The organism is Amycolatopsis kentuckyensis (genome assembly GCF_002155975.1).
Taxonomy (GTDB): Bacteria; Actinomycetota; Actinomycetes; order Mycobacteriales; family Pseudonocardiaceae; genus Amycolatopsis; species Amycolatopsis kentuckyensis.
In genome coordinates, this window is sequence record NZ_MUMI01000039.1 from 27,503 (window position 1) to 51,203 (window position 23,701).

The window sequence follows — 23,701 nt, forward strand, 5'->3', positions numbered from 1 at the left end:
CTCACGGCATCGGGTAATCGTCGGCGTTCAGCACCCAGCCCGGTTTCTCCGAGAAGTCCACCCGCGGCGGGCTGAAGATGTCGATCAGCTGGTTCACGCCCGGGTCGCTCGCGGCGGACGTGTGCACGGTCGGCGGCGGGATGATCGTGACCGACGGGCTGCCGATCCGGACGTGCTCGTCCTCGCGCCAGGTGGTGCTGTCGGGCAGCCACGGCGTCCGGATGTGGTGGACGTATTCCCCTTGCACGGCCAGGGAAAGCTGCTCGAAGTCGTCGTGGTGGTGCGGCGAGAGCTTGCGCGGGTCGCGCGGGCCGTCCTGTGGCGGCAGGAAGTTCACCATGAACGACCGCGTGCGGAAGATCCGGCCGAACCGCTTCGGGTCGTCCGGCACGTCGGACAGCGGGTAGACGCGGACGCGCTCTTCGGCGGGCGCCGGCCAGCGCTCCAGCAGCGTGACGCGCGGGTGGTCCTGGGCGTAGGCGGCGGCGTTGGCGACGCGATCCCGCCACGCGGGTTCGGTGGCTTCGACCAGCCGGACCAGCGGGCCGTCGCCGTGCACGCCGATCCGCGACGCACCGGGCGGGACGACGACGAGCCCCGGCGAGTCCACTTTGGTGGCTCCGTCGGCGGTGAGCACGGTGAACGCGGGGGAGGCGTCGGTGACGACGATCGCCAGCTCGCCCTCGAGGGTGCCGTTGTCGAGGTCGTCGCCGTCACGGGCGTCGGTGTGGATCAGGATGACGTTCTGCGCCCGCACGACCGGGGTTTCCCACAGGTCGAGGTACTGCGCGGCCGCGATCGCGGCGCCGCTGTCGGGCCGGGCCGCGGTGGCCAGGCCCGAGCGGGGATCGTCCTTTTCGTACACGAGCGGGTCCTTTCAGGCGTCGAGGTTCAACAGGTACGTCGGGTTGTCGCGGACCATCCGCCGCAGGTCCTTCTCCGGCAGGCCGAGGTCGAGCAGCGCTTCGCCCACCCGCAGCCACGCGTCGACCGGCTTCGGGTTGGCCTTCTGGCCGAAGTCCGACGCCAGCACGGTGTGCTCCGGCCCGAGCGCCTCGATCCAGGTCAGCAGGTTCTTCGGATCCCACTTCTGCGTACCCTCGGGGTCGTACATGCCGACCTCGTGCTCGACGAACGCGCCGAGGGCGATCAGCTCGCGGCACAGCGCCGGGTCGGCGCCGATCACGAAGTCGGGGTGGCTGACGACCATCCGCTTCATCCCGCGTTCGTGGGCCTCCTGGAACAGCGTCTTGATGTACTCGGGGTACATGTGGCCGCCGTTGAGCACGGCCTGCTGCTCCTCGATCTCGTCGAGGATCTCGAGCGCCTCGGGCTTGAGCGCGCCCGCGTCGTCGACGATGTCGATGCGCTCCAGCGTCAGCGGGACGGTGGTGGTCGGGAAGGCGCCGTCCTCGGGGTGGCAGTCGAGGTGCCGGCCGGAGGAGATGGTCGGGAACCAGACGACCTTGCCGCCCATCCGCAGGGTCATCCGCACGGCGTGCACGTTGAGGCCGCCGACCGTGCTGTTCAGCGCGATGCCGCCGAAGGCCTGCGCTTCGACGCCGGCCAACCGGTCCTTCATCGCGAGGATGTCCATCTGAGTGTTGTGGTGGTGGGACTTCGCGACCATGGCGCGCATCCCGATGCGCGCGCCGTCCTGCGCGGCCTCGACGTGGTCGAAGCGCCGGGGGAACGGGCTGGGGCCGGAGTGGACGTGCATGTCGACCAGGCCGTCCAGGACGGCGGCGATGGCGGGGCGCGGGCTCATGAACGGCCTTTCGGTTCGCATTTTGAAGTCCAAGTTCACTATAAGACCGCCTGTCAACCCTGTGACCGCTCTTGTGTAACCGAGAACGCGTATTTAGAGTGTCTGCTGTTCACTTCGTGAACATCGAGTTCGGAGCAAGGGAGGACGCTGATGTCCACACCGCCCAGCGCCGCGGAGGCAGCCGCCCGTCCCGGCGTCCCGCACGGCCCGGACATGTCCAAGGTGCGTGCCGCGGTCCGCGGCGGGACGCTCGCCTACTTCGTCGACCAGTTCGACATCTACCTGCCGATCGTCGTGCTGGCGCCGGCGACGGCGTACTTCCAGGCGGCGAACCTCAGCGCGAGCACGACCGCGGTACTCGCCTCCCTGGTGTTCGCCTCGACGCTGATCGGCCGCCCGCTCGGCGCGATCATCTTCGGCCACTTCGCCGACACCGTCGGGCGCAAGCGCTCCACACTGGTCGCCGTCGGCGGCTTCGGCACCATCACGCTGCTGACCGCGTGCCTGCCCGGGCACGAGACGATCGGCATGTGGTCGGTCGGCACCCTGATCGCGCTGCGGTTCGTCGACGGGATCTTCCTCGGCGGCGAGTACACGACCGCGGTGCCGCTGGCGATGGAATGGAGCCCGAAGCACAAACGGGGGCTCTACGCCTCGATCATCACCTCGACCTCGCCCGCCGCATACGCGGTCATCGCCGCGATCACCCTGCTGATGCTGCAGCTGCTGCCCTCCGCCGGGCTGCACAGCGCCTACGTGCAGTGGGGCTGGCGGATCCCGTTCGTCGTCGGCGCGCTGCTGGCGGCGGTGCTGTTCCGCTACTACCTCAAGCAGGTCCACGAGCCCCCGGCCCAGCTGACCGGCGAGAAGCACAAGCTGCCGATCGTCCGGCTGGTCAAGAAGTACCCGCGGGCGCTGGGCCAGGTGTTCGTGCTGATGACCGGCACGTGGCTGGCGACCAACATGGAAGCCGCCGTGACCCCCGCCCAGCTGAAGGCGCACCTGGACCTCTCGAGCAAAGAGGTTACGATGACGATGCTCGTCATCAACGCGGCCGCCGCGCTGTCCTACCCGGTCTTCGGCGTGCTGTCACAGCGCATCGGACGGCGGCGGTTCTACATCGGCTACGGCCTCTCGATGGTCGTGATCGGCGCGGGCTCCTACACGCTCCTGATGGCTTCGAACGGCGGCGTCGGTGCGGCGCTCGGCTTCGGTGTGCTGATCGGCGTGTTCACCGTCGGCACGTTCGGCCCGATCGCGGCGTACCTGACCGAGCGGTTCCCGGCGAGCATCCGCTCCACCGGCTACGGCGTCGGCTACAGCCTCGCCCTGATCGCGCCCGCCTTCTACCAGTTCTACCTGCAGCGGTTCGACGGCGTCATGCCGGCGCACCTGGCGCCGGCGGTCCTGATCGTCCTGGCCGGGCTGTTGGTGAGCCTCGGCGGGTTCCTCGGCCCGGAGACCAAGGACGTCGACATGGCCGACGACAGCACCATCCCCGCCCTGTCCTGAATGGACCGGAGAGGCCGGCTGCCCTACACCGCCCGCTGGAGGTCGTCGGGCCGGTAGTGGCCGCCGAGCTCCTGGGTGAGCTCCCGCGCGGTGTCGACCACGACCCGCAGCTCGGGCGTGTCGTCGCCCATCGACAGGGTGTTGTCCGGGCCGACGATCGCGATCGTCGCGCAGATGCCGTACTCGTCGAACACCGGCGCCGCCACCGCGACGATGCCGGGCGTGCTCATCGCGGAGCAGTGGCCGACTTCGCGCACCCGGTCGACGTCCGCGCGCAGCTCGTCACGCGCGGTGCCGGAGAGGTTGCCGATCAGCCGTTCCATCGACAGCTGGTCGGCGTGGTAGGCGAGGAACACCTTGCTCTGCGCGGTGTCCAGCGGCAGGTGGCTGCCGACGCGCACGGACACGATGACGATCGTCGACGGGTTCTCCTCCACCCGCGAGACCACCGGTCCGGTGAGCCCCCACAGGCTCAGCACGACGCTGGTCTGCGTGGCGCGTGAGAGCGCCTGCATGTGCCGCGGCGCCAGGTTGACCACGCGGCGGTGCCCGATGGCGAACGCGCCGAGCTGCAGCAGCAGCGCACCGGGCAGGTAGCCGCCGTCGGCGCTGCGTTCCAGGAGCCCGGCCGCGACGAGTGACGTGCAGTACCGGTAGGCGGTGGTGCGGTTGAGCCCGAGCCGCTCGGCGACCTCGCCGGCCGTCACCTCGGGGGTGGCCGGTTCGAACAGCGACAGGATCTGGCTGACCCGGCTCACCGCCTGGATGTCGGCCTGGTCCGCGCGGGCGTCCGGGGACCGCGTCGGTTTGGTCACGGGGGCCTCCGCCGGAAGTCTGGTACAGCTGTTCACTTCGTGAACGCGGACCTCAGGCTACCGGACCGGCCGCAGCGCTCCATGAGATCGGCTGGCCTGCGTCGCCGGCTTCGCGGCTGTGCCACCCGACGTGACACCGCGACCGGGCTCGTGTCGACCCTCCCATCACGCGTGATGACCCTTCAATCACGTGTGTCGGCGCTCTGATCACGGCCGCTTCGCGCTTTTCCCGAGTCCGGCGTGCCGGCGTCGCTCGAGTTCACCGGGCGAGCAGCTCGAGCGACCGGGGCCGGGGCTCGGGCGCCAGGAACACGAGTCGTTCGCTGTCGTCCGGGCCCGGTGGCGCACGGCGTAAATGTGCTCCGCGTCCGGCCGCACGCAGCCGGCGGTCCTTGCTGATCAGGCTGTTCGCGCGGCGGGGCCTGCCTGGTCGTGGAGGAGCCGCTCGGCGCGCAAGGCGATGCGCAGGTTGAGCCGTTCGTGGGGGTTGTCGAGGCGGGTGCCGAAGAGGGTGCGGAGGCGGTGGAGGCGGTTGCGCGCGGTTTGCGGGTGGATGCCGAGCCGGGCCGCGATTTCGGGGGCGCCGCCGCGGGCGTCGAGGACCGCGTGGAGGGTTTCGGCGAGCGTGCGGCGTCGGTTTTCGGGTAGTGCGGACAGGGGTTTGAGGCTGTGTGCGGCGAGGGCGCCGGTCAGCAGCTCGTCGGCGGTCAGCCAGTGGGTGATGAGGTGGTCGGGCCAGCGGAGGAGGCCGTCCGGGGGGAGGATGCCGCGGCTGCGCAGCTGCCACGTCCGTCGCGCCCAGCGCAGGGACGTGGCCGCTTCGGTCGTCGGGACGGCTGGGCCGGTGGCGGCGGGACCGTGGCCCAGGTGCGGGGCGAGGTCGGCGTCGGCCGGGAGCAGCAGGTAGGGCTGTTCGGCGGTGAGGTCGGCGAGGATTCCGTCGTCGAACGGTGTGATGCGTGCGCCGGCTGCCATGACGACGGCTACGACGCGCTCGGGTGGGCTCCACTTGGCGCGGGTGGCCAGGTCGGTCCACGGCCGGCCGGCCAGCAGTTCGCGCAGCAGGTCACGGCGCAGGTCGGCGGCGGATGGCGTGCGTGCGGCCCGGGCGGCTGCGGCGGACAGGCGGATGAGGATGTCGACGCAGTGGAGCAGGGCTTCCACCCCGGTGGCGACGACACCCGCGTGCGCCCGGCGCCCGAGCTCGGCCATGATCGGGAGCGCGCACCGGCCGCCGGCCTGGTAGGCGCGGGAAAGCCGGTCGAAGTCGCTACCCGCCGCGGCGCCGGCACGGCGGAAGGCGTCCGCGCCCGCGTCGATCCCGATCACGGCCGGCCGGGCGCCGCCGAGCAGCGCGGCCACGAACTCCGTGGCGCTCGCGTCGAACAGCGCGGCGTGCTCGGGGACGGCGTGCCGGATACCGGCGACGACCGTGCGCGCGATTGCTGCCTCGGCGCCATCGGGCAAGGACGGGGGGATGGTCATCGTCGACCTCCGGTGCGGGCGGGCGTCGCTGGAGCGCCGAGTGTGGACCGGGTGCGCCGCCGGCCGCGTCGATGAAAAGACGTATTCGTCCTACGTACGGTCAGGGCCTGATCGGCGCAACGGGCATTGGGCCAGATGGACACGGGAGCCGGGACCGATCAGGATGGGGCCGGAGGCAGGGCGGGTGAGGGATGACGGTGGCTTGAGAACTCGACGAGACCTGACGAGTTACGTGGGCCGCGCCGAGGACGAGGCCCGAGTGCGGCGTCTGCTCGGCGAAGCCCGCCTGGTCACGCTGACCGGCCCGGGTGGAGTGGGCAAGACCCGGCTCGCCGGCCGCGTCGCCAGCTCGGTGACCCGGGCGTACCCCGGCGGTGTGGTCGTGGCCGGTCTCGCCGGGTTGCGCGACGGCACGATGGTCACCCGTACGCTCGCCGACTGCCTCGGCCTGCACGACACGGCGGGCCGGACCGCCCGGGACACCCTGCGGGCCCATCTGCGCGACCAGCGGGTGCTCGTGCTGCTGGACAACTGCGAGCACCTCGTCGCCGACTGCGCCGAGCTGGTCGACGACTTGCTGCGAGCGTGCCCGGACCTGGGAGTCCTGGCCACCAGCCGGTGTTCGCTGGGGGTCGCGGGAGAGCGGATCGTGCCGCTCGCGCCCCTGGCCGTCCCTCCGGAGACCGTCTTGACGGTCGACGACGCGATCGCCTACGACGCGGTGCGGCTCTTCACCGACCGGGCGGCGGAGGTGCTGGCCTCGTTCCAGCTCACCGAGGACGACGTGGCGGCGGTGGTGCGGTTGTGCCGGCAGGTGGAGGGCCTGCCGCTGGCGGTCGAGCTGGCCGCGGCACGCATCCGGGCGCTCTCGCCCGGCCAGATCGCCGAACGGATGGGAAACAGCCTCGCGCTGCTGACCACCGGCGCGCGGTCCCTGCCCGAGCGGCACCGCAGCTTGCGGGCCACCATCGAGTGGAGTCATTCGCTGTGCACGGACGTCGAGCGCGCGGCCTGGGAGTGCTGCTCGGTGTTCGCGGGTGCGTTCGACCTCTCCGCGGCCGAGGACGTTTGCGCGGTCTCGGGCCTCGACGGCTTCGCGGTCCTGGACGCCGTGGACGGCTTGGTCGACAAGTCGGTGCTGCTGCGGGTCGAAGGAACGACCGGCGTTCGGTACCGGATGCCGGAGGCGTTGCGGGAGTTCGGTCAGGAACGGCTGGCCGCCATCGGGACCGCCGACGTGGTGGCCCGGCGGCATCGTGACCACAACGCACGGTCGCTCGAGCAGGCCGACGCCGGCTGGTTCGGCCCGCGGCGCGAGGAGTGGTTCGCCCGCTTGTCCGAACAGCACGCCGACCTCCGCGCGGCGCTGGCGTGGTCCCTGCGGAGCCCCGGCGAGGCCGTGGTCGCGCTGCGGATGGCCAGCGGGGTGATCGAGTATTGGCTGGCCAGGGGCGCCGCGGGGGAGATCCGGGAGTGGCTCGACCGCGCGCTCGCCGTCGCCGCCGACGACGCCCCCGGCCGGGCGACGGCGCAGGCGCGTGCGGCTCTCTGTGCCGCCCTGCACGCGGATCTGGACGGGGCCGGGCAACGGCTGAAGCTCGCCGAAGCCCTCGGCGACGACGAGGCGAGGCCCGCCATCTGCCACGCGCGGGCCTTCGTGGCGATGCTGGCGGTCGAGCCGCACGCGCTGGAGAACGCCGCCGAAGCCGTGCGGATTTTCGGCGAGCGGGGAGCCGTCCGCCAGCAGCTGCATCCGATGTTCATCGCGGCGGTGGCCACGGCGTTCCGCGGCGACCTCGCCGGCGCCCGGCGCCTGCTGGCGGAGATGCTGCGGCTGTGCGAGTCGGCGATGGACGAGTGGTACCGGTCCATGGCCCTGTTCGGGCTGGGCACGGTCGAGATCTGCTTCGGCGGTGACCTCGATGTCGGCGAGCGGGCGATGCGGGACGCACTGGAGATCGATCTGCGAGGGCCGGACGTGCTGTCGGCCGCGTACCGGGTGGATGGGTTGGCGTGGGCGTCGGCCAAGCGCGAAGACTGGCTGGGCGCGGCGAGCTTGTTCGGCACGGCGGCGACGTTGTGGGATCGGTGCGGCGCGGAGCCGGACGTCGCCGTGTCGCTGGCCCATCGGGAGCTGCTTGCGGCTACGCGCTGTGCGCTGGGCGAAGAGCGGTTCGAGAAGGTGTTCGCCGAGGGGCGCAGGCGAAATCCGCACGACATCCTGGCCACCCCGGTGTCGGCGGGGCGCGAGGAACTTGCCGATGACGCGGTGCTGCCGCCCCTGACCCGGCGCGAGTCGGAGATCGCCAGGTTGGTCGCGACCGGGTTGAGCAACCGCGAGATCGCCGTCCGCCTGGTCATCGCTCAGCGGACCGCGGAAACCCACCTTCAGCACATCTTGAACAAACTGGACTTCGCGAACCGGACCCAGGTCGCCATCTGGGTCAACGAGCAGCTCGGCACCCGGAGAGGACCCGGATCCGGCTCGCGGTGATCAGTGCAGCGGACAGGTGCCCCGGTACGCCGCGATGGCCGGGTCACGCGCGGGCAGCGGGCAGAGGAACTGCTCGTACCGGGTGTCCTCGTCGACGAAACGCTTCAGCCAGGAGATACTGTACTCCGCGATCGTCGGGTTCGGCTTGGTCGGCGCCATGTGCCCGACGCCGGCGAGCAGCAGGTACGCCTTGTTCGAAGAGGATGGCAAGCTCTGGTAGAACGGCCGCGAGAATGTCCCGTCCGGGGCGATGAGGTCGTACTGGGCGCTCACGACGAAAGCCGGCACCCGGACATCGGAGAACGTCGTGTTCGGGCTCCAGCCGGTCAGCGGGATCGCGGCCTTGAGCGTGGGGGCCTTCCGGGCGGCGATCAGGGCACCGCCCCCGCCCATCGAATGCCCCATCACCGCCAGGCGGTTCCGGTCCACCCGGCCCTTGGCCTGACTCGAATCCGTGACGTAGCGCAGCGCCGCGAGCAGCTGCTCGGATCGGGCGTCCGGCGTGTCCTGCACACTGTTCGTGGAGATCGTGATGACGACGAAGCCCTGCGAGGCGAGGCGCGGGCCATACCAGGCGATCGCGGCTTCGGACTCGAGGAACCCCGGCGCGACCGCGACGGCGCCGAACGTGCCTTGGCTGGTGTCCGTCGGGAAGGAGATCGTCCCGCCACCGAACCCTTGGCCGGGGCCGACCCGCTCGGTGGCGATCGTGAATGGGCCGCGTTCTGCCGTGACCGACGCGGTGGTCGGGGCAGGGCCCCGCCCGAACGAGCTGTCTCCGCTGAGGTTCGGTGACGCCGACGCCTGCCCCGCGCCGGAAGCGGCCAGGAGAACAGCGGTCAGGGCGCCGGCAACTCGTGGCGTCCATCGTGGTTTCCGCAGCATTGCGAACGTCCTCTCGGGGAATCCTCCCGCTGAGTGCGGGAGGCCCAGGTATAGCGATCGCGTTCGCGTCCCCGCGTCGGGGAAAATACGTATCGAGCCACATCGGAGGAAGAAATGACGTCGTCGGCCGTGCTCGCCGGCGCGGCCGCACCGACGAAGTGGTGAGTTGCTGAAGCGGCTCGCGGCGATCCTGAGCTTGGCGCCGGCCCACGACTTGCAGCTACCCGCCTCCGGAGCCAACCGCTGCCCCTCACCGGCGGGCACCGCGCGGCGCCGGGCGAGGACGGTCGAGTCGTGCCGACCGGCGCAATGGTCCGGCGGCCGCACCGGTTTCAGGACGAAATGATCAACGACGCGCGAAACCAGCTGCGCTCGTCGGCGAACTCGACACCCGCCAGCCGATCCTCATCCGCTGCCTGCCGCCCGCGTCGTCCCTGGCGACGCGCGGCCGCGGTCCGAGCAGCCGCAGCATCGGAACCTGGCACCGCCACGCGAGACCCTCTCACCTTCCGGCCTCCAGCCCCACGGCAGCGGTGCTGCGCAAGGGTGTTTCCCGGATGCGCCAGGCCGCGACGGCAGCCACCGTCGCCACCACGGCGGCGACGGTGAAGATGCGCGACATGCCCGTCACCAGCGTGCCGCCGGTCAGCAGCGCGCCGAACACCGAGGTGCCGACGGCGCCGCCGATGGTCCGGAACATGGTCGTGTTCGCCGTCGCCACGCCGATCTCTTCGGCCGGGACCGTGTTCTGGGCGATCAACGTCATCATCTGCGTGCTCAGGCCGAGCCCGGCGCCGATGAGCACGAGCGCGGCGCTGGTGAGCCAGACCGGCGTGCCGGCGTGGACGGTGGCGAGCACCGCGCACCCCGCGGCCATGCCGGCGGCGCCGATGACGGGGAAGATCCGGTAGCGGCCGGTCCGGCTGCTCACTCGTCCGGCGACCTGGGACGCGACCACGACGGCGAGGGTCATCGGGAGCAGCAGCGTTCCGGAAGCGGAGGCCGACGCGCCCTGCACGGCCTGCTGGAACAGCGGCACGAAGGTGATCGTGCCGAAGCTGATGACGCCGACCACGAAGATGATGACGGTGGTCAGCCGGATGTTCCGCTGGGCGAACAAGGTCAGCGGCAGGACGGGCTCGCGGCTTCGCCGTTCCACCCACACGAAAGCGCCGAAAGCCACCACGGTGACCGGCGCCAGAACGGCCGCGAAGCCCGTGCCGGTGGTGAGCAGGAGCAGGCCGGTGATGGCGGTCGTGAGCAGCAGCGCGCCGCCGACGTCCAGGTGTGCCCGGCGTCGCGGTGTCGGCGGTACCACGAGAACGAACGCGGTGGCGGCGAAGACCACCAGACCGAGCGGGAGGTTGAGGTAGAAGTTCCAGCGCCAGCCCAGCAGGCTCGTGACGACGCCGCCGAAGAGCGGGCCGCCGATCTGGCCGGCGGCCATGACACCGGCCGTCAGGCCCTGGTAGCGGCCGCGGTCGCGCAACGGCACCAGGACGCCGATCAGGGACAGTGCCCCGACGGCGAGCCCGCCGCCGCCGAGGCCCTGGACCGCGCGGAACGCGATCAGCTGCGTCATGTCCTGGGCGAACCCGCATGCCACGGAGGCGACGGTGAAGAGGGCGATCGCGCTCAGGTGCACGCGTTTGCGGCCGTAGAGGTCGCCGAGCTTGCCCCAGATCGGGGTGGACGCGGCCGTGGTCAGGGTGTAGGCGGTGACGACCCAGGACAGCCGGTCGAGGCCGCCGAGCTGGGCGACGATCGTGGGCATCGCGGTACCGACGACGGTGTTGTCGAGCATCGCGAGCAGCATGCCGAGCAGCAGCACGGCGAACGCCGCGCGCAGCCGCGCCGGGCTCATCGGTGCGGCGGCCGGGCGGGGACGCGGAGGGGAGATGACCATGTTCGCTCCGCTCAGGCCAGGGAACCGAGGACGAGGCCGGCGATCCGGTCCGGCTGCTCGAGCTGTGGCTGGTGGCCCGCCTCGCGGACCACCGTGAACTCGGCGCCTTCGTCGTTTTCCCCGGCGAAGGCCGCCGCGTACGCGCGGCCGTAGGACAGGTCGGCGATTCCGTCGCTTTCGCCCCAGACGACCCGCACGGGCAAGCGCACCGATTCGAGCCGGGCACGCAGCGCGGGATCGTGCATGTACGGGTCGCCGGCGTAGCGGGTCAGGGCCGCGGCGTTGCCCTGCATCGCGGCGAGGCGCTCCGGCGGCAGCAGGGCGGGGTCCATCCGGAAGCGGTCGGGGGCGTGGAAGACGAAGTCGGCCAGCTTGTCCGGCGGCACCGTCGAGAGGTCCATGATCGGGTGGCCGTCGACGGTGATCCCGACGGGGTCCAGCAGCACGAGCCGGCCGACGCGGCGCGCTTCGCCGGCGTCGCGGGCCGCCTGCTCGTCGACGCCCATCTGCGCCGCGATCCATCCCCCGACCGAGTTTCCGGCGACGAGGACGTCGGGCAGGCCGAGCTCCTCGAGCAGCCGGCGGAAAATCCGGGCGAGACCCGGCACATCGGTGTCGGCGGCCGGGGTGCCGTCGAAGCCGGGGATGACCGGCGTGAGCACCCTCGCCCCGCGCGCGGCGAGCACGGCGGCCAGGCCGGCGACCGACGCCGGGCCCGCTCCGCCGTGCAACAACAGGACCGGCCGCCCGGCGCCGCGGTCCTCCACCCGCAGCACCACGTCGTCGAGGCGGACGTCCGTGGTTTCCGGCTCGGCCACCGGCGTCTCGCCGGCGTACGTGGTGGCCGGTTCGGTGTGGTAGCGGGCCATGATTTCGGTGATCTCGGCGCCCTGCGCGGGCCGCCCCGCCTTCTCGGCGAACGCGCGAAGGTCGCGGAAGTACTGGACGTACAGGTCCGGCGTGAAGGTGTTGAGGATGACCGCGGGTTCGTCGCCCGGGTTGGCGAAGGTGTGCGGCGCGCCCGGCGGCACCATGACGAGGGTTCCGGCGGGGGCGTCGTGGGTTTCCTCGCCCACGGTGAAGCGGGCCGTGCCACGGACGACGTAGAAGCCCTCGTCGTGCTGGGCGTGCCGGTGCTGGGGCGGGCCGGCCGTGTGCGGGGCGACGACGATCTCGCCCAGGCCCAGCCGGTGGCCGGTGGTGCTGCCGTCCTCGAGGATCCGCAGCTGGATCGGGCCGGTGAGGGTGAGCTCGCCGTCCTCGGGGCCGACGATCGCGATGCGTGTCATGTTCCACCATTCATGAGAGTTAACTTTCATGAGGAAGGTAGACCCTCATCTAGCCTTCGTGCAAGTGGACTCTTATGATGAGAGTCAGCTCAACTACGAGAGGTGGCGAAGGTGGACGGCGGACGGGTCAACCAAAAGCGGCGGACGCGCAACGCGATCGTGGCGGCCGCCACCGAGCTCGTCCGGGGCGGCCGCTCGGTGACGATGCCCGAGGTCGCGAAAGCGGCGGAGGTGTCCGAGGCGACGGCCTACCGCTACTTCCCGGACCTGGCGAGCCTGCTGCGCGAAGCTGTCGCGGGGACGCTGTTCGACCCGGCGGAGGCGCTGGCTCCGCTCGCGGACTCCGCCGATCCCGTCGCTCGCGTCGCGGCCGCGACGGAACACTTGCTGCGTCACGTGCTGACGCACGAGAGCGCGGTCCGCGCGATGATCGCGGCGACCATCACCCGGCCCGCCGACACCGCCGGGCGTCCTGGCCTGCGCTTCGGTCTCATCAACGAGGCTCTCGCGCCGCCGGCCGACCTGAGCGACCTCGACGCGTCCGGATTGGCTCAGCTGAAGCGGGATCTCGCAGTCGTCATGAGTGCCGAGGCGCTGTTCGGGCTCACCGATCTCCATCGCCTGCCGCCCGAAGAAGCCGTCCGCAGTGTGGTCCACACTGCGGCGACGCTCACCAAAGCCGCTCTCGGCGAGAGGGCGAGGACGCCCTGCTGACCGGCTTCCGGGTGGCACATCGGCGCGCTGGCCGGTGAGGGCGCCGAGGGCCGGGAGAGCCAGCTGGCTGTATAACGCCCTATGCACCACCGCACCACGTTGTTCCTGGTAGCGCTGACGCTGGTTGATCGTCACAGACGGTGGGACCCGTCGGATCGCGTCCAGCGGGGAGGGCTCGCGGCCCCGTTGATCTCGAACGGGCAGGATGTGGTGCGGGGAGTCGTGCCTGCCGGACGCGCGATCCCGTTCCCGGCCCGAGGATTGGACGCGCAATGGGACGCTCGTCGGTGTTCACCTTCCAGTACATCGCCATCGACACGGAGGCTGGTGTCACGCCGGAGGAGTTCGAGACCTTCGTGCGTGGTGAAGGCGTTCACCTGCCCTTGTACCCGGGGTGGCGGTGGACTCTGCTGCGCGGGTTGCGCGGAGAGCGGACCGGGCAGTACCTGATGTTGTACGAGATCGAGAGCGCCGAGCAGCGCGACCGCTACGTCACGGCCCGGGGTGAGCAGACCGAGCCGGCCCGGGAGTTCTGGGCGCGGCACCCCGAGGCGGAGGCGGTGCTGGCGCGGTGGCGGCGGCTGGGCACGTTCGGTGAGCTGCCGACGTTGTTCACCGACTACCGGCTGCTGGCCGACAATCCGCGGAGCACGGTCACGCCCGGCCCCCGCTACCGCGACCGCCCGGGGGAGGAGCCCGTCGCCCGGGTCATCGGGATCCACAACCTGGCATTGCGCGCCGGTGTGACCGAGGAGATGTTCGACCGCTTCATCGCCGAGAACCACCACCGGATCGACGACTACCCGGACTGGCGGTTCCACGTGCTCAAGGGCGAGCGGGGCAACCGCCTCGACCAGTACGTGATGATGATGGAGATCGCGAGCCTGGACGCGCTGGACGTCTTCTACCCCGAGCCCGACATCGCCACCGGCGAGGCCGCGGAGTTCGCGGCCGCCCACCGCGACACCAAGCAGATGTACGAGGAGTGGAAGCAGCTGGCCTCGTTCTCGGGCTCGCCGCAGATCTACACGGACTACCTCGCCGTCGCGGAGAACCCGGCGTAGTCCCGCACGACCGGGACGGGCCCGGGATCAGGTGGGGTGAGACCGACCTCGGCCGGTGGTGTCGCCCGCGATCGACGGGCCCGTCGTCGACACGCTCACCCGAGTGCAGGACCGCAGCGTGGAGCCGCACTAACGGCACGTCACGGACCGGTGTGCGTCGGTGGCCTAGGTGGGCCTCCGGTGGGATTCGCGGTGGTCAGGAGTCTGGCGGGGGTGGCTAACCTGGGGTGTCGCGGTGGTGGTGGTGCCGGTTCGCGCCACTGGCCCTGATCAGCGACCTGGAGCTGGGGTTGGTCAGCGGCGCCATCGTCGCCCCAGCGATCTCAGGGGGCGGGGAACGTTCGAACGCCATATGCCCGGCCGCTGGACTGCCTCATCACCACCGGCCCGCCTCCATCTATTTCGGGCCGTTGCGCCCTGATGAACGCCTCCTGCGAACGAATGCTATCGCCGCGGACAGGATGACCAACAGGAGCACGACGCCGGCTGAGCTGCCATCCCGCTCGATCGGACGTCCAGGCGCACTGGCGGATTCCGGCTCGCCGGCAGCGGCATGAGCTGGTTGTTCTTGCGGCCCGGAGTGGTCGCCAGGCGAGCTTTCCGGCTCCCGGCTCCTGGCAAACGCCCGAGACAGCATCTCGAACAGGAAGGGGACCAAACCGCCGGAGAGACCGGCCAGCGCGCCGGCCAGGAAGAGAGCCCGTTGGGCGTTGGCTTCCCCCGTGATCGACGTGAGGTTCGCCCGCACGTTCAGTGCTTTGTCGGCGCTCCAGGACACCGGGTTGGTTGTCGCCGGCGGAGAGCTGACGAAGTCGAGCTTCAGATCCGCCGCATCGTTGTGAAGCAGCTGGAACCGGATGATCTGCTTGTCGGGGACCTCGGAACACTCGGTCTTCCGTGCTTCCCACCCCGTCAGATCATTGGCCGCCACCTCTGCGGCGGAAGCTCCTTTCAGGAACGGGCACGGCCTCATCGGACTGAGCAGCGGGGTCTGCACGATGATGCGAGCATTGTCTCGAACCCAGAGCGGATATTCGAGCCGCTCCAGCGCGATCTCGCCTCGAAAGTACTTCTTCGAGGCGTTGACGGACGGCAGTTGAACCACAGAGACAGTGGCTTCGTCGTTGGTCGCGGAGCCGCGCACGACAGGAGCGTCTTGCAAGCCGTGCTGGAAGCTCCGGAACTGCCGCGGGACCAGATGCGAGGCCCTAGCACTTCCGGACGCTTCGACCACAACCAGTGCTTCTTCAGGTCGATCGGCTCCCCACACCTCCAGGAGGAGATCGATTTCGGCGCTACTCGACCCGACGAAGGGCGTGGCGTGAGTTGTTACCCAGGAGTGCATTCCATCGGGCAGGAATACCTTCACTTCCGAAGGAACTTGGGCGAGGCTTGGCGGGCCGACAGGTGAGCCTGGAACGCCCCCGCGGTACAGAACGTAGGCGGCGATCGCCGATGCGCCGACGAGCGTGAAGACCAGCAGCGACGGAACCACGCGCCAGAACCTGTTGTTGCGCCTGGTCAACAGCGGTCGACCCCATCCTTCGAGCAACCCGGTCGAGAACTTGGAAGCATGGATGCGACCCTACAAGCCCGACGTGAACGGTCCGCTCGGCACGGGCCCTTGTGAGCGAGTCGCGTTGTCTGTGTCGGTTGGATGCCGGCTCCCCGCGCGAACGCGTCATTCCCGTATTGCCCGGCTTCCTTCCTCTGCCGCTGTCAACATGTGCCCATATCGCCGAGGTGACGCTGTATTAGTTCGACCTCCTCTTCGCGTCCTTGTCGCCGGTACAGCTGCTGGGCCTCTTGCCACACTGCGCGGGCTTCGTCGTGCCGGCCGAGTGCGAGGTGCGGCGGACCGAGGTGGTCGAGCGTGGCGGCGGACTCGGAGACGTTGCCGAGGGCGCGGCGCAGCGCAAGCGCCTCTCCGAAGTTACGGATGGCCGATTCGTGGTGGCCGGCTTCGTACTCGAGGTAGCCGAGCCGGTCGAGGCTGTTCGCTTCGCCCGCGGGGTTGCGCTGGTCCCGGTGCAGCGCCAGGGCGGCGTCGAAGTGGCCGCGGGCGGTGTCGTGGTCGCCAAGACGGGCGGTGTACCACCCCACAGCGTTGTGCCCGTGGGCTCGGCACAACGGCAGCCCGAGGTCGTGGAAGAGCCGCAGGGCCTGGGTGGCGTGGTCCAGTGCTGAGCTGAGATCGCGCAGCTCCAGCGCCTGGGCGAGTGACTGGTGGGCGTGGCCCAGCTCGTACGGGTCGTCGTGCTCTTCGGCGAGGGCGATGGCGTGGTGCAGGTGGTCGATCGCTTCTTCGTGCAGTGCCAGGGAAACGCAGGCGCGGCCGAGGTACCGGTGGGCGACGAGCTGGGGTGTGGGAGAGGACAGCTGCGCCGCGGCGTGCGCGGCGGCCCGCCACCCGGCGAGGCGGTCGTGGCGGTGGCCTTGCCGTTGGTGGAAGGTATCCGACGACAACGCGAGCCACCACACGGTGTGGTGGTCGCCGCGAAGGACCGCGGTGTGCCGGGCGGCGAGCAGCGTGGCGTGCTCGGCCTCGAACCAGGCCATCGCCGCCGGGGCGTCGGGCAAGGTGTGGACGTGCGTGCCGGGCGCGGGCGGGGAGAGTCCGGCGGTTCCGCGGTGGGCGTCCAGCGCCAGGCCGGCAGCGTGGGCGGTGTGCGCGTAGAAATCGAGCACCCGTCCCACAGCCGTGTCCCGCACGCCGGCGGGGAGCTGCCGCGCGGCGTAGGCGCGGACCAGGTCGTGCATCCGATACCGGCCGTTCGCATATTCGAGCAGCGACGCCTGTTCCAGGCTCCGTAGCACTGCCTTGGCACGGGCCGGGGCCAGTCCGGTCAAGTTCGCCGCGGCGGGCAGGCCGGTATCCGGGCCGGGCGTGCCGGCCAGCACCCCGAACGCGGTGGCTTGCTCCTCGGTCAGCGCGCGGTACGACCAGGAGAGCACGGCGGGCAGGCTGGCGGACGGATCGTCGTCGGCCAAACCGTCGAGCCCCGACTCGCGCAGCTCGGAGACCGCGGCGGACAGTGGTGTCCCGGCGCGGCCCGCGATCACGCTCAACGCAAGCGGCAGGCCGCCGCACAGGCCGACCAGCTCGTCGACCGCCGTGTGCTCGGCCTCGACCCGGGTCGTGCCGAGCCGGGCGCCCAGCAGACCGCGAGCCTCGCCGTCGGAGAGCACGTGCAGCGGGACACGGAGCGCGTCGTGCCCGATGACCAGGCCCGCGAGCTGGTTGCGGCTGGTCACGACGACGGCGCACGACCCACCGCCGGGCAGGAGCGGCACGACCTGGTCGGTGCCGGCGGCGTTGTCCAGCACCACCAGGATCCGCCGGCCGGCGGTCAAGCTGCGGAACAGCGCGGACCGGCCAAGCGTCTCGGGCGGCATCGAACCCGCTTCGACGCCCAAGGCGGTGAGGAACCCGCGAAGCGCGGTGGCGGGCGCCATCGGCCGGTTGTCGGGGCTGTACCCGCGCAGGTCGACGAACAGCTGGCCGTCGGGGAACCGGTCGAGACGGTGGTGCGCCCACCGCCGGGCCAGCCAGGTCTTGCCGAGCCCGCCCGCGCCGGTGATGGCCGAGAGCATCGGCGTGCCGCCTGACCTCGCCGCGTCCATGGCCGCGTCCAGCCGGTGCAGCTCTTCCTGACGGCCCACGAACGAGGCAGGTGCGGCGAGGAGCTCGCGCGGCACGCCCGAGCCGGAGGCCGCAGGCGGGGAGGTGCCGGTTCCGGACGGGCGTGCGGTCAGGATCTGCCGGTGGCGGTCCTGCAGCGCGGCGCCGGGATCGGCACCCAGCTCCTCGACCAGCCGCACGCGCACCCGCCGGTAGTGCTCCAGCGCGTCGGCAGTGCGCCCGGCCTGGTGCAGCGCCAGCATGTACTGGCCCGCCAGCCGTTCGTCCAGTGGATGCGCTCCGGTGCGAGCCGCCAGCTCGGCCACCAGGTCCGCTCCGATCCCCAGCCGGAGCCTGGTGTCCACAAGGTCCTGCCAGGCGGCCGGCCGTTCCCGCTCGAGCCGCTCGCGTTCGGCCTCGGCCCACTCCCCGGCCAGTCCGGTCAGCGCCTCTCCTTGCCACAGCTCCAGCGCGTCGGTGAGCGATGTCAGGGCCTTTCGTCCGTCGGACCGGGCCTTCGCGTGCAGCTCGCGGAACCGGTGCAGGTCGACCGTGGACAGCCGGGGATCGGTTACCAGGACGTAGCCGCCGGAGCGGCGCAGGAGTGCGATCCCGTGCGCGCCGGCCAGTGCCGCCCGCAACCGGGAGATGTAGCCGTGCAAGGTGGTCCGCGTCCGCGGCGTGACATCGGCGCCCCAGACCCGTTCGACCAATCGGTCCGTAGCCACCACCTGGCCCGCTTCGAGCGCCAGCACTGCGAGGATGCATCGCTGCCTCGGTGTGCCGAGATCCACCGGACATCCGTCGACGAGGACGGCCACCTCGCCCAGCAAGCGCACCGACGTGACCACGCGCTGCCCCCTCACCACGCTTCCCCCGGCGGTCCCTTCAGGGTACCCAGCTCGCTCCTGCGTCCGGGTGCCGCTGACCAGGGGATTCAACTTCGCGTACAGAATTCCTGACGAACCCCTCGGCACGATCGGGCCGACAAAGCCCGGCCGGAGACCTTTTCCGGCCCAGCACCGTGCACACCCAAGGAGGGACCCATGATGTCGAAGGTTCGGACCATGGCGATGGGCGTGGCCGCGGCCGCGGCCCTGACCTGCGCGCTCGCCGCGAGCCCGGCTGCGCAGGCCTCGACCGCCCTTTCGGCGCCCACGACAACCTGCGGCGGCGCCGGGTGGACCCTCATCGACCACCAGGACCTCATCAGCCCTTTCGGCGAGAACTACGGAGTCGTGACGCTGTACTACGGCAACGGCTACAACTGCGCGGCCACCACGAAGCGCGTGGCGGTCGGCGTGCTCACCAACGCGAGCACGTTCGTGTGCCGGAAGAACGACGGCAAGTGCCTGATCAAGAGCGGTGACGCCACCAACCGGGTCTGGACGGGCGCGCTGTACGCGCCCACCACCTGCGTCAAGTGGGGCGGCGGGGTAGACGACGTCGACGGCTCCCGCGTCTACGTCGAAGTCGGCTGGAGCCACGGCAACGACTGCTGACCCGGCACCGGGCCGCCCGCCGGGCAGCTACCCGGCGGGCGGTCCGGCTAGGGCGTGTCCTGTAAGCGGTTGAGCTGGACCTCTGATAGTTGTGCTCGGTGGTTGGCCGCGGTGAGCTGACGGACAAGGCGTGGGCGGTGATCGAGCCGTTGCTGCCACCGCGGCAAGGCAGTGGGCGTCGGTGGCGTGATCACCGCTAGGTCATCAACGCGATCTTGTGGAAGCTGCGCACCGGCGCCCCGTGGTGTGACCTGCCCGAACGCTACGGACCTTGGAAGACCGCGCATGAACGGCTGCGGCTGTGGACCAAGGACGGCACCTGGGACAAGCTCCTCGACCGGGTGATGTCCGTCGCTGGGCTGTCCGGGGACGCTGCCGGGGAACAACCAGCGGGGCGTGTTCGGTCGGTGGGGATCATCAGTGGGGCCGGTGGCCGGAAGGTCAGGTTCTGGAGCAGGGCGCCGCGGCAGCAGCATCGGGTGACGGCCGGCGGTTAGGTGGGTGTCGTCTCCGTTCTGCGTGAGATGGTCGGCAGTCAGGTGCCGGACTCGCCGAGCTTGGAGGCCGAGGAGGAGGATGAGCGCGCCGGCAGGTCGGCGCGGGTGCTGCGGTGGCCGGTTGCCGTGGTTCGCCCCAGGGCCAGCCAGCCCCGTTCGCCGGGGCCGCGACCGCCGTCGAGCACCGCGGTCAGGACCGCGTCCGGGTCGAGCGGCCCCTGGATGCGGACCATGGCGCGGCCGGCGCTCGGTAGCGTCGGCGTCGCGGACATCGCGCCGAGCTGCAGCTGCAGGGACTGCCCGCCGACGATCTCTTCGGGGACGAGGCGCAGCCGCACGATGCCGGCGGTGGGCCGTGCCCGGCCTCGGTGGTCGCGATGATCGCCAGGCGGGTGCAGGCCAGGCTGTGGCGGGCCAAGCCGGTGAAGACCGTTCGCCGAGGGTCTGGGCGACGATCGCGCTGGCAGCCCGGTGATGACACGTGGTCTTGATGGGAGGTGGTCGGGGCGGGCAGTGGTGGTTGTCGCCTTGTTGCCGTTCATGACGGCGCGCTCATCCGATCAGCGCGTGGTGCCTGCCGTGTGGCCAGAGACCGGCGTGGTGGCCAGGTGGGAGGGCATGTCGAGATAGACGACGGTACTCACAGCGGGCGCCGGCATCGCGTGACAGGCGAAAGCACGGCTCGGTGAGCCGACGACGGGCGCGCAGTGAACCCGGACTCGTGTCTCGAACTTGCGGACCGCTCGAACCGTACTCGTCAGCTCGCTGGGACTTCCGGCCGTGACCGTCTGGGAGACGGCGACGGCCGGCTGTGCGAGGACCACCGCCAGTGCAACAGCGAACCACCTCACGCCGTTGGTGGCTGTCACCGGTGCGCTTTCACGACTGTCTGGAACCCGTTGTTCGGGCAGTCCGGGCTCGCGCGAACCTCCGCGGAGGCCGGGTGCGCCAGCCCCAGCCCGAGGACTTCGGGCGGACTTGATTCCATCGCGATTCTCCTGTCGCCGACGCTTGGCCGACTCCCAGCGCCCCCTCGGCGGTGGGTGTCAACCATCGGTGTAGTGCCGGCGGGTTGTCCGGCGCCGAGGGCTGGACGCCGGACAACAACGTCAAGACAATGAGCAACTGACCTGGGGAGGGGTGGGGGAGTCGATGCCACGCCAAGAGCGGCCGCTGGCCGAAACCGACGACAAGCTCACGCGGTTCGCTGCGGGGCTGCGCCAGCTGCGGGACAAAGCGGGCAAACCGACTTACCGGGAGCTCAGTACCCGCGCGCACTACTCGACGTCGGTGCTGGCCGACGCGGCGGGCGGGCGCAGGCTACCCAGCCTGGCGGTGACACTGGCGTTCGTGCGGGCCTGCGAAGGCGACGTCGAGGAATGGGAACAGCGGTGGCGTGAAGCCGCCGAGGAACTGTCCGCCACTCCCCGGACGGGCACGGACGCGACCGCGCCCTACGCCGGGCTCGCCGCGTTCGAGATCGCGGACGCGGGACGGTTCTTCGGCCGGGACGGACTGGTCGCCGAGCTGGTCGAACAGGTCGGTAAACGCCGTTTTCTCGGCGTGTTCGGTGCGTCCGGGACGGGGAAGTCGTCGCTGTTGCGGGCGGGCTTGGCGGCAAAGCTGGCCCACCGTCCCGTGGCGGTGCTGGTACCGGGCGCCCATCCGTTCGAAGCGTGCGCCGCGGCGTTGTCCGCGTTGTCCGGCGAGCCGGCGGAAGGGGTACGCGCGGACCTGGAGGCCGAGCCGGAGCACCTCCACACGCATGTCCTGCGGGCGTTGGCGAACGAACCGGACGATGTCGACCTGGTCTTCGTGGTCGACCAGTTCGAAGAGACCTTCACCCAGTGTGAGGACCCGGGCGAGCGGGAACGGTTCATCGCCGCGCTCGTGTCCGCAGCCCAGGCCGACGGCAGCCGCATCCGGGTGGTGCTCGGCATCCGGGCGGACTTCTACGGCCGGTGCGGCCAGTACCCACTGCTGGTGGCGGCGCTCAAGGACGCGCAGGTCATGGTCGGTGCGATGACCACCGAGGAGCTGAGGCAGGCGGTGGTGCGGCCCGCCGCCGCCGCGGACCTCAGCGTCGAGTCCGCACTCGTGTCGAGGTTGATCGCCGACACCGCTGGGCAACCCGCCGTGCTGCCGCTGGTGTCGCACGCGCTGCTGGAGACCTGGCGGCGCCGCAGCGGGATGGCCCTCACGCTCGCCGGGTACGAGAAGTCCGGCGGTATCCAGCACGCGCTGGCCCGCAGCGCGGAGGACGTCTACGCCGGGCTCGACGAGGAGCAGCGGGCAGCGGCCAGGAACCTGTTCCTGCGGCTCGTCGTGGTGGGCGACAGCACCGAGGACAGCAGGCGCAGGCTGCGACCGAACGAACTCGACAGTCTCGGCCCGGCCAGTGGCGTCGTGCTGGACCGGTTCGTGCGTGCCCGGTTGCTGACCGTCGGACGGCACGGCGTCGAACTGGCGCACGAAGCACTGATCCGGCACTGGCCGAGACTGCGGGACTGGCTCGGCGAAGACCGCGAAGGGCTGCGCATCCACCGTCAGCTCACCGAAGCCGCACTCGACTGGCAACGGCTCGGCCGCGACAAGGAGGCCTTGTACCGCGGCGTCCGCCTCCAGGCCGCGCGCGACTGGCTGACGGGCAACGAGCGGGCGGCAACGCCTGTCGAACGAGCCTTCCTGGATTCGAGCTCGGCGGCGGATCGCCGCCGGCTCCGGCGGTCCCGGCAGGTCATCGCCGTGCTCTGCGTTCTGGTGCTGGTCGCGGCCACCACCACGGTGGTCGCCTGGAAAGCCCAGCGAACCGCGGCGGACCAGCGCAACGTCGCCGTCGCGCTGAACATCGTCAGCCGGGCCGATTCACTGCAGTCCACCGATCCGGTGCTGGCGGCCCAGTTGCGGCTTGCCGCCTACCGGCTAGCGGCCAACGCGGACACCGCCGGCTCGCTGCTGAGCGCGTTCTCCACGCCGTACGCCGGACGCCTGGATGGGCACGGCAGGCCCGTGGTCGCCACGGCGGTGAGTGCGGACGGCAGGCTGCTGGCGACCGGGGGCCAGGACAAGACTGCGCGGCTCTGGGATTTCTCGTCGCCCGAGCATCCGCGGGAGCTGGCCAAAATCGGCCATGAAGACGCGGTGGTCAGCCTCGCCATCAGCCCGGACGGCAGGTTCCTCGCCACCGTTGGCGAGCTGGCCGGGAAAACCCAGCTGTGGTCGATCGCCGATCCGGCCCACGCCGCGCTGGTGGCGACGATCGACGGCGAGGGAGTCACCTGGACCGGCTCGATCCTCACCACGCGGAACACGGGCGTGTTCGGAGCGGGTGACCAGGTCACGTTGTGGAACGTCGCCGATCCGCGCAAGCCGGTGAAGTTCGCGCCGATCCCCGGCAACGGGCTGCCGGTCTTCGGTCCCGACCGCCGTCTGCTTGCGGTCGCACCGGCAGCCGGTGGCGCCTTGCTCTGGGACGTCTCGGACCCGGCCGGCCCACGGCCGCTGGAGGCACCGGTGGCCGATCCCGACCAGGTGAAGAGCGTCGCGATCAGCGTGGACGGCAAGACGCTCGCCACCGGCAACGGCGAGACCATCCGGCTCTGGGACATCAGCGATCCCCGGCACCGCAAGGAGCTGACGCTCCTGCCGGGCGAGGGCAGCGCCGCGGTGTTCGGCCCGGACGGGCACTCGCTGATCACCTGGTCACGGAGCGACGCGCCGCGCCTGTGGGACATCGGAGACCTGGCACATCCGCGCGAGGTCCGCGCCTTGGAGTTCAACGAAGGACTCGTGGATTCGGTGTCGTTCAGCCGGGACGGCCGGTGGGCGGTCATCGCGGGCGACGAGGTCCGCCTGGTCGACCTCGCCGGATTCACCTTGGACGGCATGCGCGGCGAGATGCCGTCGGTGGAATTCTCCGGCGAAACGCTCATCGCCGGTGCCGACGCGAAGAACGTCAAGTTCTGGAACGTCTCCGACTCCGCCCACCCGGCGGCGGCCGGGTCGCTGCCGATGCCACCGAAGAGCGAGGTCGCCGGGGTGACACGCAGCCAGGACGGGCGGACAGCAGCGGTCCAAGGCATGTCGGGTACCACGTACCTGTGGGACATGACCACGCGGCCGCCCCGGCAGGCCGCCGAACTCGCAGG

At 70.9% G+C, this 23,701-nt stretch carries 16 protein-coding genes and 1 pseudogene; 7 read left to right on the forward strand and 10 right to left on the reverse strand.

The genetic code is table 11. The features are described from left to right. Nucleotide 1 precedes the first annotated feature (1 nt). Complete coding sequence (locus CCN39_RS04410) at nt 2-865, reverse strand: cupin domain-containing protein (RefSeq protein WP_086838604.1); 864 nt, start codon at nt 863-865, stop codon at nt 2-4. Between the two features lie 12 nt (nt 866-877). Next, the gene (locus CCN39_RS04415; protein ID WP_244210611.1) at nt 878-1,789 is read right to left on the reverse strand and encodes a DUF6282 family protein; all 912 of its coding nucleotides are present in this window, start codon (nt 1,787-1,789) and stop codon (nt 878-880) included. Nucleotides 1,790-1,918: 129 nt separating this feature from the next. Here CCN39_RS04415 and CCN39_RS04420 point away from each other — a divergent pair, with 129 nt between their 5' ends. Then, nucleotides 1,919-3,280 carry an MFS transporter gene (locus CCN39_RS04420; protein ID WP_086838608.1) on the forward strand — a complete coding sequence of 454 codons (1,362 nt, stop codon included), beginning with the start codon at nt 1,919-1,921 and terminating at the stop codon, nt 3,278-3,280. A 23-nt stretch (nt 3,281-3,303) separates the two neighbouring features. Here the strand turns inward: CCN39_RS04420 and CCN39_RS04425 are convergent, their stop codons facing one another. Continuing rightward, nucleotides 3,304-4,095, reverse strand: coding sequence for an IclR family transcriptional regulator (locus CCN39_RS04425; protein ID WP_086838610.1), 792 nt, complete (start codon nt 4,093-4,095; stop codon nt 3,304-3,306). Between the two features lie 399 nt (nt 4,096-4,494). Further along, nucleotides 4,495-5,580: a helix-turn-helix domain-containing protein gene (locus tag CCN39_RS04430; protein ID WP_086838612.1), complete on the reverse strand. Its 1,086-nt coding sequence runs from the start codon at nt 5,578-5,580 to the stop codon at nt 4,495-4,497. 202 nt (nt 5,581-5,782) lie between these two features. Between CCN39_RS04430 and CCN39_RS04435 the strand changes: the two genes are divergently transcribed. Beyond that, nucleotides 5,783-8,074: an ATP-binding protein gene (locus CCN39_RS04435; protein WP_244210612.1), complete on the forward strand. Its 2,292-nt coding sequence runs from the start codon at nt 5,783-5,785 to the stop codon at nt 8,072-8,074. On the opposite strand, the gene CCN39_RS04440 is transcribed toward CCN39_RS04435, so the two are convergent. From CCN39_RS04440 to CCN39_RS04450, 3 genes are all read right to left on the reverse strand, one after another. Beyond that, nucleotides 8,075-8,959: a poly(ethylene terephthalate) hydrolase family protein gene (locus CCN39_RS04440; protein ID WP_086838616.1), complete on the reverse strand. Its 885-nt coding sequence runs from the start codon at nt 8,957-8,959 to the stop codon at nt 8,075-8,077. It abuts the gene before it with no gap. Nucleotides 8,960-9,461: 502 nt separating this feature from the next. Next, the gene (locus CCN39_RS04445; protein ID WP_086838618.1) at nt 9,462-10,865 is read right to left on the reverse strand and encodes an MFS transporter; all 1,404 of its coding nucleotides are present in this window, start codon (nt 10,863-10,865) and stop codon (nt 9,462-9,464) included. 11 nt (nt 10,866-10,876) lie between these two features. After that, entirely contained in the window at nt 10,877-12,154 is a 1,278-nt protein-coding gene (locus CCN39_RS04450) for an alpha/beta fold hydrolase (RefSeq protein WP_086838620.1), read from the reverse strand. A 111-nt stretch (nt 12,155-12,265) separates the two neighbouring features. Between CCN39_RS04450 and CCN39_RS04455 the strand changes: the two genes are divergently transcribed. Continuing rightward, nucleotides 12,266-12,868 carry a TetR/AcrR family transcriptional regulator gene (locus CCN39_RS04455; RefSeq protein ID WP_244210613.1) on the forward strand — a complete coding sequence of 201 codons (603 nt, stop codon included), beginning with the start codon at nt 12,266-12,268 and terminating at the stop codon, nt 12,866-12,868. A gap of 272 nt (nt 12,869-13,140) precedes the next feature. After that, nucleotides 13,141-13,932, forward strand: coding sequence for a hypothetical protein (locus CCN39_RS04460; protein ID WP_086838623.1), 792 nt, complete (start codon nt 13,141-13,143; stop codon nt 13,930-13,932). Nucleotides 13,933-14,329: 397 nt separating this feature from the next. On the opposite strand, the gene CCN39_RS04465 is transcribed toward CCN39_RS04460, so the two are convergent. Then, nucleotides 14,330-15,427, reverse strand: a complete 1,098-nt coding sequence (locus tag CCN39_RS04465; protein WP_143263942.1) for a hypothetical protein — start codon at nt 15,425-15,427, stop codon at nt 14,330-14,332. A 224-nt stretch (nt 15,428-15,651) separates the two neighbouring features. Then, on the reverse strand, nt 15,652-18,420 hold the full coding sequence (locus tag CCN39_RS04470) for an AfsR/SARP family transcriptional regulator (protein WP_244210614.1): 2,769 nt from the start codon (nt 18,418-18,420) through the stop codon (nt 15,652-15,654). A 180-nt stretch (nt 18,421-18,600) separates the two neighbouring features. Here CCN39_RS04470 and CCN39_RS04475 point away from each other — a divergent pair, with 180 nt between their 5' ends. Beyond that, nucleotides 18,601-19,056: a hypothetical protein gene (locus tag CCN39_RS04475; RefSeq protein WP_086838628.1), complete on the forward strand. Its 456-nt coding sequence runs from the start codon at nt 18,601-18,603 to the stop codon at nt 19,054-19,056. Between the two features lie 89 nt (nt 19,057-19,145). Further along, a pseudogene (locus CCN39_RS04480) lies at nt 19,146-19,436 on the forward strand (transposase); the annotation flags it as partial. 155 nt (nt 19,437-19,591) lie between these two features. On the opposite strand, the gene CCN39_RS52755 reads toward CCN39_RS04480, so the two are convergent. Further along, nucleotides 19,592-19,891 (reverse strand): hypothetical protein, encoded by a 300-nt coding sequence (locus tag CCN39_RS52755; protein ID WP_208630137.1) that lies wholly within the window; start codon nt 19,889-19,891, stop codon nt 19,592-19,594. Nucleotides 19,892-20,705: 814 nt separating this feature from the next. On the opposite strand from CCN39_RS52755, the gene CCN39_RS04490 reads away from it, so the two are divergent. Further along, nucleotides 20,706-23,701 (forward strand): nSTAND1 domain-containing NTPase (locus CCN39_RS04490; protein WP_143263943.1); only part of this gene is annotated, 2,996 nt, incomplete at its 3' end.

Excerpts from the sequence above, each read along its gene's own strand:
- CCN39_RS04420 (WP_086838608.1), top strand. The coding sequence starts at position 1,919 with ATGTCCACACCGCCCAGCGCCGCGGAGGCAGCCGCCCGTCCCGGCGTC.
- CCN39_RS04440 (WP_086838616.1), bottom strand. The coding sequence starts at position 8,959 with ATGCTGCGGAAACCACGATGGACGCCACGAGTTGCCGGCGCCCTGACC.
- CCN39_RS04445 (WP_086838618.1), bottom strand. The coding sequence starts at position 10,865 with ATGGTCATCTCCCCTCCGCGTCCCCGCCCGGCCGCCGCACCGATGAGC.
- CCN39_RS04450 (WP_086838620.1), bottom strand. The coding sequence starts at position 12,154 with ATGACACGCATCGCGATCGTCGGCCCCGAGGACGGCGAGCTCACCCTC.
- CCN39_RS04415 (WP_244210611.1), bottom strand. The coding sequence starts at position 1,789 with ATGCGAACCGAAAGGCCGTTCATGAGCCCGCGCCCCGCCATCGCCGCC.
- CCN39_RS04460 (WP_086838623.1), top strand. The coding sequence starts at position 13,141 with ATGGGACGCTCGTCGGTGTTCACCTTCCAGTACATCGCCATCGACACG.
- CCN39_RS04475 (WP_086838628.1), top strand. The coding sequence starts at position 18,601 with ATGATGTCGAAGGTTCGGACCATGGCGATGGGCGTGGCCGCGGCCGCG.
- CCN39_RS04430 (WP_086838612.1), bottom strand. The coding sequence starts at position 5,580 with ATGACCATCCCCCCGTCCTTGCCCGATGGCGCCGAGGCAGCAATCGCG.